This window comes from Nostoc sp. CHAB 5715, from assembly GCF_020829685.1.
GTDB lineage: Bacteria > Cyanobacteriota > Cyanobacteriia > Cyanobacteriales > Nostocaceae > Nostoc.
This window is the reverse complement of the sequence record NZ_JAIVFR010000066.1, coordinates 1-13,339: the sequence shown is the minus strand read 5'-3', so window position 1 is coordinate 13,339 and position 13,339 is coordinate 1. Positions and strand designations below refer to the sequence as shown.

Sequence of the window (13,339 nt, the reverse complement as noted above, 5' to 3'; positions counted from 1 at the left end):
GCAGAAGAGGTAGGTTGGGGTGTAGTACCAGCTTATCCTCTTGGGAGGGCGTTCCGCGATCGCTTGGGTTCTTTAGTGCGCCAGCTAGGTGTACTCAGCGATACTGTTTATTTAGTTACTGGTGGTCTACTCAAATCATCAGCAAGAACAGAAGGTGGATTTAGATTATTTAACTCTGATGTTTTGGAGCGACTGCACTTTATTAAACGCGCTCAAAGCTTAGGATTAAGCTTGTCAGAGATTAAGGAATTTTTAAATGTTCATGATGGAGGGGAATTACCTTGTGAGCATATAAAAATTAAACTAGAAGATAAGATTAAAGCTATTGATGAACAAATTCAGCAATTACTTATTTTGAGACACGAATTATCAGGATTAGTTTCTGGTTGGGAAACAATACCAGAAAATCCTGAAAAAACAATTTGTCCTATTATTGAAAGAAATTAAACAATCAAGATGTTCATTTAATTTTTTATCAGCATATCAACGCATTAAACTAAGTTGATATGCTAATTTTTTATTGATAGAAATCAATTGATAAAGAAATTAGTTGTTTTTTTTAATTTTACCTATTGACTCTCCCGTAAGCTGGAGAAATTAAACTAATTTTAGTTGAGTAGATTAATCGTATATCTATTCAATGATTTTTAGAAAATTAGTTATTCTCAGTAAAGAATTTAACACTATGACGCTGCAACTAACAGTTCCCAAACTCGCTTGTTCTGCTTGCGTGAATACTATCACCAAAGCAATTCAATCAATTGATTCTACAGCCACAGTGCAAGCTGATCCAAAAACAAAACTTGTCAGTATAGAAACTCAAGCACCTGAGACTAAGATTAAGGAACTAATAACTGCTATCGGTTATCCATCTGCTTAGGTTTTTGAGTTTATTCTACTATCAGTAGTTAGCATTAGATGAACTGCTGATAGTCAAATATTCATTTCAGAAAAGTCCTTCTGCTTTTAGAAGAGATGTGACTTATATGAGTTTACTTTTTCTGATTCCACTGACGATTGGTTTAGCAGTTAGTTATCTGTTTAAGAATTCTACTGACGGCGTTGCTGAATCATGGGATGATTTCGCCCAATTTAGAACGAATTATCAATGGTTTCACCCGCCAATTCATCCCGCATTTATGCAACGCCCTACTGACGACATGGCAGAATTAACAAGTTTATCTACAGTTGCTTACCTAATTATCAGTTTAATTAGCACCTGAATAACTAAAAGTTGTGTTTCTAATGCTTGCCATATTAATTCCCCAGACGAATTGAGATTTTTGAATAACTTAAATCATTAAAAAATGGAGCAAAATCAATGAATCGATTTCTGAATACAATTGCTATAACTACTACTTTGATACTAATTCAAAGTTGCTCCTTATTAATTAGAGACGAAGGAAAACCAATATCTGCTGCCACAAATCAGCATGAAGAACATTCTATGGGTGAGATTAATCACAGAGAACATTCAACAAGTGGCACAGGTGATGGGAAGAAAGCGTTTACCCAGGCAAAACTCAAAGTCCCAAGCATTATTACCCCTAATAAAAATATTCCGATAGTGATTGGCGTTCAAGATTCGGATGGGAAAGCGATCGCCAACTTTGACACTTTCCAAGAAAAGCTCATGCACCTCATTCTTGTCAGTGATGATCTTCAGTTTTTTAGTCATCTTCATCCCACATATAAAGAAAATGGGCAGTTTGAAGTTGCAGCCCGTTTTCCGCAAGCAGGCAATTACACATTTTTTAGTGACTACAAACCTGCTGGTCAAACAGAACAAATCTCAGTGTTGAAAACACAAGTTCCTGGAAACAGTATTGCTGCCCCAGGAATTAACCTAAATCGCAGTAAAACGTTCAATGATACTCAAGTCAATCTTGCTGTTTCTGAACCTACTGTGAAAGCGGGTAAAGAAGTCACTTTAATGTTTAAATTACAAGATGCTTCTAACAATCAACCGCTTACAGACTTGCAGCCTTACTTGGGAGAAAAAGGACATTTAGTTATCCTGCGACAGTCAACCTCATTGAAAGCAGAAGATTACATTCATGCTCACGCACTAAAAGATACCCCTGCTGGACAGGTTCATTTTATGACTAGCTTTCCTCAACCAGGAAAGTATAAGCTCTGGGGTCAGTTTAATCGCAATGGCAAAATCGTCACAGCTGATTTTTGGATAAATGTTGTTTAATTTAGCTGATGTTTTATCAGTAAAACGAGAAGTGCAAAACTCCTGTGTTTCTAACTTTATATGTAGACAGTACCCTTATGTGAATTTACCACCCAAATGGGTGGTAAATCCCTTCTTATTACTGCTTCTAATTTAGGGGTTGACCTACACCAACTGCTTGCAACTGTTCTAGATTAGGTTTACCAGTTAAGACAAGTTTTCCATTGACTGCGATCGCTGGTACTGCATTTACTCCATACTGCTGGGCTTTCTCTTGCTCTTGTCGCAGGTTATAAACTGATACTTCACAATCAGGACAAGTCAGTTCTTGCACCATTTGCACTGTTTCATCACAAAGAGGACAGTCAGCCGTAAAAATCTCAATTTGACGCTTTGTCATGATGTCTACCAAAAATTTTTCTACTCATTCATTCTGAATCCTCTAGTCGGCTATAGAGTCAACCCCATAGGTAAATATTATTTTTCAAATAACCTTTATTAAAATTTATTGGACATATCATTCCCTAAAATTTGCAAGCCTGCATTGTCAAGTTTTAAGCTAATATTTTTGCCTACAAGTATTGTAATTAAACTTTACACAAAAATTTCCAATTATCACTTGACTCTCTAGCCGACTATAGACTTTAAAGTTATAACAACACATAGTAGTAAATAACTATGATTGCTGTCGTGAAACAAGTTTGCTGTGAAGTATCATCCCCAAAAAAGCTGCTGAAAATTGGTGAGCTGGCGAAGCAAACTGATGTGGCAGTGGGAACAATTCGGTATTACGAAGGCTTGGGCTTGATAAAACCAGTTGAAAGAAGTGAAAGTGGCTACCGTTATTACGACTGCGAGGCAATCAACAGGCTGCAATTCATCAAAAAAGCCCAATCCTTACAGTTTTCCCTGTCTGAAATTCAGCAAGTGCTAGGCATTCGTTCCCAAGGCGACCCTGCTTGTCCCCTAGTTCGGGATTTACTTAAACAGAAAATTGCTCATCTTGAGGAGCAGATTTATCGCATGAAGCAACTGAAGGATGAGCTAGAGGCATATCAACAGCGTTGGGAAAACCGACCTTTGGATAATCCCTGTAATAAAGAGCTTTGTAGCTTGATTGAGGAAGTTGCTTGCTCTGATATACCTGTTCACAATTTCCGAGACTAGTAAATTTATTACTTGACTCTATACCCGAATAGAGACTTTAGAATGGCCTTAGTTTCTCAGAAACTACTAAATTAACAGAATAATGGAGAGTACAAAATGAACATTAGTACAGGCGTTAAGACAGTATTGAGCGGAGCCGTAGCTAGTTTTGCATTGCTTACGTTAACCGCTACTGCTTCCTTTGCAAACACCCCCAAGGGAACTGTGACACCGAATCAATCCGCCAGGGCTATAAACGACGCAAAACTAATTCAAGTACTCACCAGTCAAAGAATAACGCCAACAAATCAAACGCCACAGCAGCCAAACCAAACGGGATGTAAGTGTTGCCAAGCAATGATGAATAAGATGCCAGGAATGATGAACAATATGCCGGGAATGATGAACAACCAAGACAGTCCATCAAGATAGAGCTTGATAAATTCCTCGGCGATAAACACATTTTTAAAATGTCAGAAAAAACTAGGAGTCCTTAGAAAAGTCTCGCCAAAAAAGACCAATGAATTAATTGCTAAGGAAGCCATCTTATGGTTTAGCTAACAAGTTGTAACTAGCAACCAAACTCACTTGGGGACGAACCTCAGAAAGCGCCAAACGTCGCTGTTGTTCACTTAGGTTAAATACGAAATCTTCTATTTAGATTGGCGTAAGCGGCGAAACAGCCATTTAAATGGCGAAAAAGACCGAACGCTGTTTAGGTGGATAACATTAAACGGTAGTTCGATGGTAAAAGTACTACCTTTACCTAATTCGCTTTGCACATTCAAACTACCGTGGTGTGCCAGAACAATTGCAGAGGCGATCGCCAATCCTAATCCAGAACCGCCAGTGCTACGAGAGCGATCGCTATTCACCCGATAAAAGCGATCGTAAATTCGAGGAAGTTCCTTCTCTGGGATACCAATACCCGTATCATGAACCCGAATCACAGCATGATGCTCACTGGAACCCAGGCAAACCGTAACCTCCCCTCCTTTGGGTGTATACTGAATTGCATTGACAATTAAATTAGAAACCAAACGGTAAAGCTGGTCACTATCACCGATAATATTTACTGGCTTATTTACCTTTATCCTAGATTGCAGCATTACACATGCCGCGACTGCCATCGCTTCAAATTCCTCGACTAAATCGCTGACAATATCATTTAGACAACATTGTTCTAGTTGTACTGGTAGGTGTTGTCTATCTAAACGAGCCAATAATAATAAATCTACAACCAAAGTAATAAGTCGCTGATTCTGACGGTGGATAGTTCGCAGAATGTCCCGCGTTTCTTCTTCGTCCATCTGCGACATTAAAAGCGCTGATTCCACCGTTGCACCTGTTGCAGCCAAAGGCGTTCGCAATTCGTGTGCAGCATCTGCTGTAAACTGTTGAATTTGTCGATAAGATTGATAAATTGGTTGCATAGCTAAACCAGCCAACCACCAACTAGCAACTGCAACCATACCCATTGCGATCGGCAATCCCAAACCTAAACTTAATTTCACACTATCCAGATAACGATTAAATTCTTCAAGACTTCGCCCCACTTGCATATAGCCCTAATCCCCATTATCTGGGGTGTGTAGCACTAAGGAATTTTGGTGGTAATCATTGCCTTTGCTGTCTTTGAGAAATAACCATTTTTCATTGCTGAAGACATTAGACAGTCCTTCTGGATAATTACCAGCAGTAGCAATTAAGCGTCCTGAAGTATCAAAAAAACGTACATAGTAGTGATCTTTATTAACTACACCAAGAAAATGACGTTTAGTATCTGACTGCTGTTGAGTGCAGCTGGCTCCAATTTTACATAGATTTATATTTGGGAATAGCTCCTGTATAACGGGTTCCAAACTCCCGGGTTGCCTGAGCTTAAATTCAATACTGTCATGCAGTGTTCCCGCTACAGACTCAATTTCACTGTCTAAAGCTATCACATGGGCACGGAAAACAGCTCTGTAGACACCGAAAGCACAAACGCTTAAAATTGAACCCATGACGAGGGCATACCACAGAGCTAAACGAACACGAGTTCCTCGAAACAGTTTATTTTGATTCATTAGTCAGATTCAGACGATATCCCATACCATGCAAAGTTTCAATCGGGTTGGCGCAGTCGAAGCAGGCTAGTTTGCGACGCAACAAACGTACTTGCGCTGCTACCACATTGCTAGCAGGTTCTGCACTCACTTCCCAAAGCTGATTGCGAATCTGTTCAGTGGTAACAATTTGATTTGGGTGCTTCATAAAATATTCCACCAGTTGGAATTCCTTATTAGTTAAAGAAATTTCCTGTTTTTCCCCCGTCGTATTTTGACCGACAACTGTACTATTGCTGTAATCTAAAGTAAAGTTACCAACGGTTAGTTGTTGAGGTTGTAAGTGGGGATAACGCCGCTGCAATGCCCGTAACCTTGCCAGTAATTCTGCCATTCCAAAAGGCTTAACCAAGTAATCATCAGCGCCCGCATCTAAGCCAGCAACTTTATCTTCCATGCTATCTCTAGCTGTGAGCATCAAGATAGGCAAAGAATTTCCTTTTAAACGCAGCCTTTTACACAATTCCAAACCAGTAAATCCTGGGAGCATCCAATCTAAAATCGCCACTGTATATTGTGCCGAACTATTTTCTAAATATGCCCATGCTTCATTACCATCCATTACCCAGTCAACTAAATACTTTTGCTGCTTCAGCGTTCGCTTAATAGCAGCGCCCAAATCTGACTCATCTTCGACCAGTAACACACGCATATCAAATTGAAAAGTTAGAGGTTCGTGGCAATTTTGTGAAATCAGCATAGTTAATAACAGGGTTATCCCTTAGAAACAGATTGACAGAAGTTTATGAAATTAGGATGAAATTCTGAGTTATTAAATCATGTATACAAGCAAGCTATCTAAGATCATAAAGAGATGGTACGACCTTGGCAGTAGATAATTTATAAGAAAAACTCAGTACATCCCATTGCTCAATTGGTGTGAGTGATACTAAGTTAGAGAAGTTAACAAATCTAACTAATTGCAATACGTCTACTGAGTTATTTTTTATTCTGACAGGTAATGATGAAATCAAGATGAAATATTAAGTCAGATCATGAGCAGCGCCTGGAAACCCAACAGTGCTAGGAAATGCTACACCATTACCAATAGAGACTTTGAAATTGTCTTTATTTTCGCTTCCCCAAGCTGATGGAAATGAAGAAGTTACTATTAGAAAAAATGCTGCACCCGCATAAATTGACTTTTTCATAACTAATTCCGGCAAGATGATGTAGGGTAAGCAAGATCCACCATCTCACCCTACAGCTACTGATTAATTTAGTTAACAGCTACAGCTAAAATTAACAGCAGTTAATTAGCCTAACCACCGTAAGTCTGAATCCGGGCTAAACCAAGTGGAATTTCTTCTTTCATATCAACCTTTTTGACAGATACTGGATAATGCCAAGTTTCCTCATAACCTGGAGTATTAACTCCTTCCATACGAATTGATATGCTTGTACCAGGGGCTACTGGTTCCGGAAAAGCTACTGTAGCTTTTCTGTTGTTAATGGAAAGCGTTGTAGGAATTTTTTGACCTAATTTATTTTCGACTTCAATTCCTTTATCAATACTTACCCCCTCTGGTAAATCAATCGCCAATTCTGAAAGAGCTTTACCTTGGACATGAACATCAAACTTATGAGTAGCATTTAGGGTACGGGCATTATTAGGAACAGCAGTACTATTTCCTAAATGGGAAAATTTAGCATCATTTGGATTTTTCGCCCAAGCAGTAGAAACTGAAGGAACTGAAGATGCGAGAACTAAGGTAAAGGCAACAGTGTAAATCAGCTTTTTCATCAATATTCTCCTTGTTTTGTTAATTGGTTAATTAGCTCTATATCTATAATTGTGAAAGGTATTGATGAAATAGAAGTGAAATATTGTTATGTTAAGTAAAATTTAAAATATAGGGTTCTACCGATCCCCTTATGGAGATTTAACACTAAAGTGCCAAGATAATAAGCAGCGTAATCTAAAATTTGCAAAATTACGGAAACCATATCCTAGTCTTTTTAGTAGCTTCAACTTATTATTAATTCCTTCTACAGTCCCACTAGTTGTTCTTTGTTCAAAATAACCAACTATATCTCCAAACCACCTAAAAATGGTTCTAATAGTTTTCGGAAAGTATAAGCTTGAATCATACATCCAATCTAATAATTTCAGTACCTCATCGCCCCATGATTCAGCCGTGTTGAATATATTTCTGAATTCCTCTTTAAGGGCGTGCATTTTTGATAGTATTGGAGATACATCTTGAACTGCTTTTAACTTTTCTTTTTGTAGCTCATTTAAAGAATCTTCGTTTTTTAACAAGCTATATTTACTTTTTAATAATCCAGCTAATATTCGGTCTTTTTCCAATTTATTCTTGAGTGAACCTGCTGCTTTCTTTTGCTGTTTACGTGTTGCATCTAATTCATCGTTTACCTGTTTCATTACATGAAATCTATCAACAGTTACGTCTGCATTGGGCATCAATTCTTTTACTAAACTTTTATATGGTTTCCACAAATCAATGCTCACTTCTTCGATTTGTTCTAAAACCTCATTACCCATACTCTGCAAGGCTTGACTCATTTCTGATTGACGACGTGACTCAACAATGTCAATTGGTTTTCTTCTGTCTAAATCTACCAATACTCCTAAATAATTACCTTGACCTTTAATTAAAGCAATTTCATCTATGCCTAGACGTTTTATTTCACTTAAATCAAGTCTGATATCTGATTCTAAATAATCTAGCATTGATTGAATTTCTGATTCACTCAAATCATTTCTCTCTGCAACACTACGAATATTACTGTCTAACACTTGCTTCACTATTTCTATCGCAAATCTTTTAGTATATCCTCGTTGTTTATCGACAAAATCTAAATCCTCACTAAATGGTTTTTGACAATTTTTGCATCGAAACTGACGGCGGTTAACTCTTAATATTACTTGCTGATTACTCCAAGGCAAGTCTTTAATATTACGCCAATGATTTTGATGTATACTATGACTAGCTTTACCACATCTTGGACATTTAGAAGATTTGGAGTCAGCTTGTATTTCTATGATTAATCCTAAGCCTTCAATGTCTTGACAATTTAATACTTTTATCCCTGGTAAATTAAGAATTTGCTCTACGGAAAACTTCATAGCGATCACCTAAAATTAAATTTATAGTAAATTTAATTTTATTCTCTCACAGATCCAGGATATTTAAAAAACCAGAAACCTTTATCATGATTGATTTTTAGCTATATATTCTTGTTGATTTTTAGCTCTTTTTTTTAGTTAAAATACTTTTTTTTCATAAGGGGATCGGTAGAACCAAATATAGTTATTAATCATCAATGATTTTAAATCATTGATGATTAATAATATTTGATAATTGGGTTTAAAAATCCCAAAAAGCCTCTGACATTTAACTTGTCTGTAAATTAAATGTCAGAGGCTTTATTTATTGAATCGTGCTAAGTTTAAAGATTTACACGAAATCTAGCTACACCTATAGGTATTTCTGCATTAATGCCAACAAGATTAGCAGATAAACGGTAGACAGGGCCATTACCAAGAAATGGTTGTTTGACATTCTTGATATCAATCTTTAGCTTAGTATTAGGAACAATTGGTTCAGCAAAAGCTAGTAGTATAGTTTTGCCATTTACAGAAACATTGGTGTTAATTTCTCGGTCATTATTTTCGTTTATAACAACATCATTAGTATTATTACTCCACTTGACAGTACTTGGAACTTCAATTTTTAACTGCGAAACACTCTTGCTATTTTTGGGAACGTGTACTCGCAAAGTATGTCTAACAGGCATCCAGCGAGTCTGAGGAAATTGATAGTTACCATCAACATGAGGAACATTACCATCTTCTTCATTGGCACTTGCATAGTTGGCAGGAATTAAAAGTGCAGCAGCTAGAGTAGATATAGCAACGTAAACTAGCACTTTCTTCATGTTTACTCCTCACTTAATTATTAACGTCAGTAAATCAAAATGAACCTGTGATAAATCAATACGGAACAATCTGGTAAAACTAAAATTAACTACCTTCTACGTTTCTTACTTTTCACAATGTGAAAAAAAAGATTAGGTGTAAAGGTTTGAATTTGTTAGACTCTTACACCTCGTAATACCAACATTTTCAAAAATTTCCATGAAAAGTCAGTCTACGGTTACACGTTAATTAAAGGAGGTTTTGGAAAATTATTCATTCATGTTATGGTAGGTAGCCACGGCTGAAGGAGAACTGCGGTTGAGGTAGCGAAAAATCCAATATTTGAAAATTGTATCCATGACAACTGGGACAGTAGCAATAAATAGTAAAATCAGACTTTTATTTTCTGGAAGACCAAAATGCTTTGAGGTGTTTTCTAAAATTATTTCCCAACCATAGGTAGAGTGATAGCCGACAAAGATATCAGTAGCGAGAATAATGAAAAAAGCTTTCGCAGAGTCGCTTAAGCTATAAATTAAGTCGGCACTAAAAAATTGAATAGTGGTAAGCTGCTGTTTACCAAAGACACATAATATAATAAATGACAATAATGAAAGTATATCTGCAAATACATTAGCAACTGCATCAATACTTTCAGTTTTATATTTTTGGGATAACGCAATAGCCTTATCTTTGACCTTCTGTTCTACAATATTTGAAGAAAGTTCTGGAGTTTTTCTCAGTAGTGCTTCAAATTGAATTTTTCGCTCAATTTTTTTCAATTCAGTTAAGGCTCTTTCTTCCTGAGAAGAATTTAAGAAAATTTCTGATGCTTCTTGGCTCCAGTATTTATAAATCAAAGGTTTGATTACAAATGTTTTAAACAGATTATTCACTAATAATGGAACAATAAATAGAATTAACAAATAACGGAGAGAACTAATTGTTCTCTGACGAGAAGCGCGAAACTCTTCAACAACCTTATGCTCCGCATTTGGCTCTAGTGCTTGTTTTAGCTTTTCTAGAGTTTGTAGTATCGACCGAGGAACAAAGCTAAGTTTTTGAGATTTTGGATTAGGTTTCATTCTCATTTGCTCGATAAAGTCAGGCTAGGTAGTATTACCGTTGTGGCTGAACTAAAAAGCCTGAGAATAGTGTGGAGCAAAGCCAAGGAATAAGCTCCTAAAAGTTACTATATATAATCAGGATGAAATTAGGATGAAATAAATCATCGAATACTAAATATTCAATAATAAAAAATCAAACTTTTGGTCATAACTAGTTACTGCATGACCAAAAGTCTGATTAAGCTTTAAAAATAAGGAGCATGAAACTAAAATCTAGTATAGACAATTTAATTACATTGATATGCAATAGATTCAAATTTTATTCTATTAAGTAGATTGCTTGGCTTAAGTCTTACTACACAATTATGAAATTGAGATGAAATTTCTAGAGAATTTTAGATAAAAAACTTACTCCTGTAGACAGAAGTTAATGCTGGGATAAATTCCTAAGTTTAAATCTTATAACGAGAGAGCAAGTCAGGTTAAGGTATAGGGTTTAATTTTCAAGAGAAAGCTGGATACAGTTAAAAATATTTGGGAGTTTTAATAATTAGTCAAATTTTTTAATTGATAAATATGCATTATTCTTTTTTTAAATTCAGCAATAATTATTATTTTTGTTAGGAAATATAACTACTAGTTTTGCTTGACTCAAAGTTCAAACTTTGATATAAACTAAAGGTTAAATTCTTGATAATAGGGTACTTTATTTGCTTTCAACCACCCCAATATACTCAGAGGTTTGGGGTCAGTTATAGCGAGGAGCAGAACTCTATGCTGAATTTGAGAAATGTATTACCAAGTTTGCCAGATAAGTAGATTATCCGGAAAAAACAGTCAATTTTAATAAGTTATCTGTGTGCCGCAAAGATTATCAAGGCGTAAACGTTTAAAAAAATTGCTAGCTTTGGTATTCAACCCTTCGGGTTGGATTCCTACCCATGCGTAAATGATGGAGTTAGACAAACATCCAAAAAGGTTGGCAATTTTTCAAACGATTGTGACTCATCTGTGTGGGCGGCACAGCCCTCTAAAGGCATCTCAGTTGGTTGGCTGTTTTTTTATGTCCACGTACCTACAGCTAAAAAAATGGCAATCAGAGACATCTTTAACAAACGATTCATCACCGACGACCTATTGGCATCCATAGTTGTATTTCTTGTCGCACTGCCGCTGTGCATGGGGATTGCGATCGCTTCGGGAGTGCCTCCATCTCGTGGCTTAGTGACAGGAATGGTAGGCGGAATTATTGTCGGCGCGATCGCAGGTTCCCCACTACAAGTCAGTGGCCCAGCAGCTGGACTGGCTGTCATTGTCGCAGAACTGATCCGCGATTACGGCATTGAAATGCTCGGGCCTATTCTTCTGCTGGCGGGATTAATCCAATTGCTGGCGGGAGTATTCAAGCTGGGTCAGGTGTTCCGCGCCATATCTCCGGCAGTGATCTATGCAATGCTTGCAGGTATAGGCGTACTGATCTTCGCTTCCCAATTCCACGTAATGGTCGATGACTTGCCACGTGCGAGCGGAATTGAGAACCTAATTTCTATTCCCAACGCCATTTACAAGGGTATCTTTTTCAGCGACGCTAGCAATCATCAAATTGCTGTAACCAGTCATCAAATTGCTGCGCTTATAGGTCTGGTTAGCATCTTCACACTCGTAGTTTGGGATAAGTTTAAGCCTCGAAGATTGAACTTGCTACCAGGTGTTCTGATTGCTGTGGTCGTAGCAACTGCGATCGCTGCCATCATGAAGCTGCCAGTTAAATACGTCGATGTGCCTGCTAATCTTGCTTCTGCAATTCAATTGCCAACGCCTGCTTCCTTAACGCACCTGCTTCAGGCACCACTGCTTGTGGAAGCAATAGCGATCGCCTTGATCGCCAGTGCAGAAAGCCTCGACTTATTCTCAGTGTGGGAGAAGCAACAGAAGCAGACGGGAAGCACCCTCGTCGTACAGTGGGATGGTTTGGTAGAGCGTTACCGCCAACCGTTCGTCATTGGGCGATCGCAAAGAGCGACGTAGAAATCTTCGCTGTCTGCTTGTTCTGGAGAGGAGTATGCAGATTCCCTGCTACTTCCACCAACTTCTCATTGGAAAGGGATTGAAAGTAGTCCTGGTGAGGCGATCGCTGTCATTGACCGTTCGACTCAGGGTAGCCAGTATTTTGGACTGGGAATCAATTCTCAGGGCGATCGCTTGTATGCCACAGGCCAATTAAACTACATAAATCTCTACTAGTATTAAATCGAAGAATCACTTATATAACTCACTCCAAATCGTGGTTTAATTATCTGAAAATTGCTGTAATTCAAGCTATAAGCACTAATATTCAAGTTATTAGTGTTTTTTCATTGGGTGTGAGGACGAATCAATGTCAAAAATTTTCAATAAGGCTTTACTGATCAGTCCAGCCTTCTTGGGTGCTATGTTGGTGCTTGCTAACAGTGCCATTGCATCTGAGGCTCCTCCTGTTGAAACCGCTCAAAATCAGTTAATTACAGTCACACACTTATCTACGAGTTTTCAGCAACCAACTAATCCATGTACCCAAGAGTCTAATACGTTGGCGCAAATAACTCCCGTCTTTGAGCAGTTGGATGTCAATTCTATGCGAGTTCCGACAAATAGTGTCCTTACTGCTGAAATGGCTCGAACTCAGTTAATTCCAGCTATCATTCAACCCATTAACATTAGTCTTTTTGCATCAATTTATCGACCGACTCAAGAGTCCAAGTCCAATACCTTAACTCAATTACCTAACCTTTCTCAGCAATCTGGGGATTGCCTCAGTCTCTCTCCACCTTCCTACAGCCTGAAGGCTAGCGACCTCCGGCTTGATACTCCATCTCCTGTGCCTGAAAAGAGCGATCGCATCACTTTATTTTGTCTGATTCCCTTTAGCTTTTACTATCGATAAATACCTGAATCTATATAATAGCTACAGCAGTAT

15 protein-coding genes and 1 pseudogene are annotated in these 13,339 nt (G+C 37.7%); 8 read left to right on the top strand and 8 right to left on the bottom strand.

Annotated features, from left to right (window positions below; genetic code table 11):
- From LC574_RS05870 to LC574_RS05855, 4 genes are all read left to right on the top strand, one after another.
- Positions 1-447: heavy metal-responsive transcriptional regulator (locus LC574_RS05870; protein ID WP_267871428.1), on the top strand; the 447-nt coding region annotated here is incomplete at its 5' end.
- Between the two features lie 238 nt (positions 448-685).
- Complete coding sequence (locus tag LC574_RS05865; RefSeq protein ID WP_229451976.1) at positions 686-880, top strand: heavy-metal-associated domain-containing protein; 195 nt, start codon at positions 686-688, stop codon at positions 878-880.
- Positions 881-986: 106 nt separating this feature from the next.
- The gene (locus LC574_RS05860) at positions 987-1,223 is read left to right on the top strand and encodes a hypothetical protein (protein ID WP_229451975.1); all 237 of its coding nucleotides are present in this window, start codon (positions 987-989) and stop codon (positions 1,221-1,223) included.
- A 98-nt stretch (positions 1,224-1,321) separates the two neighbouring features.
- Positions 1,322-2,200, top strand: coding sequence for a hypothetical protein (locus LC574_RS05855; RefSeq protein ID WP_229451973.1), 879 nt, complete (start codon positions 1,322-1,324; stop codon positions 2,198-2,200).
- A 127-nt stretch (positions 2,201-2,327) separates the two neighbouring features.
- On the opposite strand, the gene LC574_RS05850 is transcribed toward LC574_RS05855, so the two are convergent.
- Entirely contained in the window at positions 2,328-2,579 is a 252-nt protein-coding gene (locus tag LC574_RS05850; protein WP_229451971.1) for a thioredoxin family protein, read from the bottom strand.
- Between the two features lie 278 nt (positions 2,580-2,857).
- Here LC574_RS05850 and LC574_RS05845 point away from each other — a divergent pair, with 278 nt between their 5' ends.
- Complete coding sequence (locus LC574_RS05845; protein ID WP_229451970.1) at positions 2,858-3,346, top strand: heavy metal-responsive transcriptional regulator; 489 nt, start codon at positions 2,858-2,860, stop codon at positions 3,344-3,346.
- A 96-nt stretch (positions 3,347-3,442) separates the two neighbouring features.
- Entirely contained in the window at positions 3,443-3,757 is a 315-nt protein-coding gene (locus tag LC574_RS05840) for a hypothetical protein (protein WP_229451963.1), read from the top strand.
- Positions 3,758-3,978: 221 nt separating this feature from the next.
- Here LC574_RS05840 and rppB read toward each other — a convergent pair.
- From rppB to LC574_RS05805, 7 genes and pseudogenes are all read right to left on the bottom strand, one after another.
- Positions 3,979-5,394: pseudogene (gene rppB / locus LC574_RS05835) on the bottom strand (two-component system sensor histidine kinase RppB).
- Complete coding sequence (gene rppA, locus LC574_RS05830) at positions 5,381-6,133, bottom strand: two-component system response regulator RppA (protein ID WP_229451961.1); 753 nt, start codon at positions 6,131-6,133, stop codon at positions 5,381-5,383. The pseudogene rppB and the gene rppA overlap by 14 nt, the downstream one beginning before the upstream one ends.
- Before the next feature lie 283 nt (positions 6,134-6,416).
- The gene (locus LC574_RS05825) at positions 6,417-6,584 is read right to left on the bottom strand and encodes a hypothetical protein (RefSeq protein ID WP_229451960.1); all 168 of its coding nucleotides are present in this window, start codon (positions 6,582-6,584) and stop codon (positions 6,417-6,419) included.
- Positions 6,585-6,694: 110 nt separating this feature from the next.
- On the bottom strand, positions 6,695-7,177 hold the full coding sequence (locus LC574_RS05820) for a DUF2808 domain-containing protein (protein WP_229451958.1): 483 nt from the start codon (positions 7,175-7,177) through the stop codon (positions 6,695-6,697).
- A gap of 129 nt (positions 7,178-7,306) precedes the next feature.
- Complete coding sequence (locus LC574_RS05815; RefSeq protein ID WP_229451956.1) at positions 7,307-8,524, bottom strand: ISL3 family transposase; 1,218 nt, start codon at positions 8,522-8,524, stop codon at positions 7,307-7,309.
- A gap of 323 nt (positions 8,525-8,847) precedes the next feature.
- Entirely contained in the window at positions 8,848-9,336 is a 489-nt protein-coding gene (locus LC574_RS05810) for a DUF2808 domain-containing protein (protein WP_229451954.1), read from the bottom strand.
- A gap of 249 nt (positions 9,337-9,585) precedes the next feature.
- Positions 9,586-10,401 (bottom strand): CemA family protein, encoded by an 816-nt coding sequence (locus tag LC574_RS05805; protein ID WP_229451952.1) that lies wholly within the window; start codon positions 10,399-10,401, stop codon positions 9,586-9,588.
- Positions 10,402-11,472: 1,071 nt separating this feature from the next.
- Here LC574_RS05805 and LC574_RS05800 point away from each other — a divergent pair.
- Both LC574_RS05800 and LC574_RS05795 read left to right on the top strand, forming a co-directional pair.
- Entirely contained in the window at positions 11,473-12,411 is a 939-nt protein-coding gene (locus tag LC574_RS05800) for a SulP family inorganic anion transporter (protein ID WP_229451950.1), read from the top strand.
- 349 nt (positions 12,412-12,760) lie between these two features.
- Positions 12,761-13,306, top strand: a complete 546-nt coding sequence (locus tag LC574_RS05795; protein WP_229451948.1) for a hypothetical protein — start codon at positions 12,761-12,763, stop codon at positions 13,304-13,306.
- Positions 13,307-13,339 lie beyond the last annotated feature (33 nt).

Coding starts and splice junctions, on each gene's coding strand:
- LC574_RS05865 (WP_229451976.1), top strand. CDS start 686: ATGACGCTGCAACTAACAGTTCCCAAACTCGCTTGTTCTGCTTGCGTG.
- LC574_RS05860 (WP_229451975.1), top strand. CDS start 987: ATGAGTTTACTTTTTCTGATTCCACTGACGATTGGTTTAGCAGTTAGT.
- LC574_RS05855 (WP_229451973.1), top strand. CDS start 1,322: ATGAATCGATTTCTGAATACAATTGCTATAACTACTACTTTGATACTA.
- LC574_RS05850 (WP_229451971.1), bottom strand. CDS start 2,579: ATGACAAAGCGTCAAATTGAGATTTTTACGGCTGACTGTCCTCTTTGT.
- LC574_RS05845 (WP_229451970.1), top strand. CDS start 2,858: ATGATTGCTGTCGTGAAACAAGTTTGCTGTGAAGTATCATCCCCAAAA.
- LC574_RS05840 (WP_229451963.1), top strand. CDS start 3,443: ATGAACATTAGTACAGGCGTTAAGACAGTATTGAGCGGAGCCGTAGCT.
- rppA (WP_229451961.1), bottom strand. CDS start 6,133: ATGCTGATTTCACAAAATTGCCACGAACCTCTAACTTTTCAATTTGAT.
- LC574_RS05825 (WP_229451960.1), bottom strand. CDS start 6,584: ATGAAAAAGTCAATTTATGCGGGTGCAGCATTTTTTCTAATAGTAACT.
- LC574_RS05820 (WP_229451958.1), bottom strand. CDS start 7,177: ATGAAAAAGCTGATTTACACTGTTGCCTTTACCTTAGTTCTCGCATCT.
- LC574_RS05815 (WP_229451956.1), bottom strand. CDS start 8,524: ATGAAGTTTTCCGTAGAGCAAATTCTTAATTTACCAGGGATAAAAGTA.
- LC574_RS05810 (WP_229451954.1), bottom strand. CDS start 9,336: ATGAAGAAAGTGCTAGTTTACGTTGCTATATCTACTCTAGCTGCTGCA.
- LC574_RS05805 (WP_229451952.1), bottom strand. CDS start 10,401: ATGAAACCTAATCCAAAATCTCAAAAACTTAGCTTTGTTCCTCGGTCG.
- LC574_RS05800 (WP_229451950.1), top strand. CDS start 11,473: ATGGCAATCAGAGACATCTTTAACAAACGATTCATCACCGACGACCTA.
- LC574_RS05795 (WP_229451948.1), top strand. CDS start 12,761: ATGTCAAAAATTTTCAATAAGGCTTTACTGATCAGTCCAGCCTTCTTG.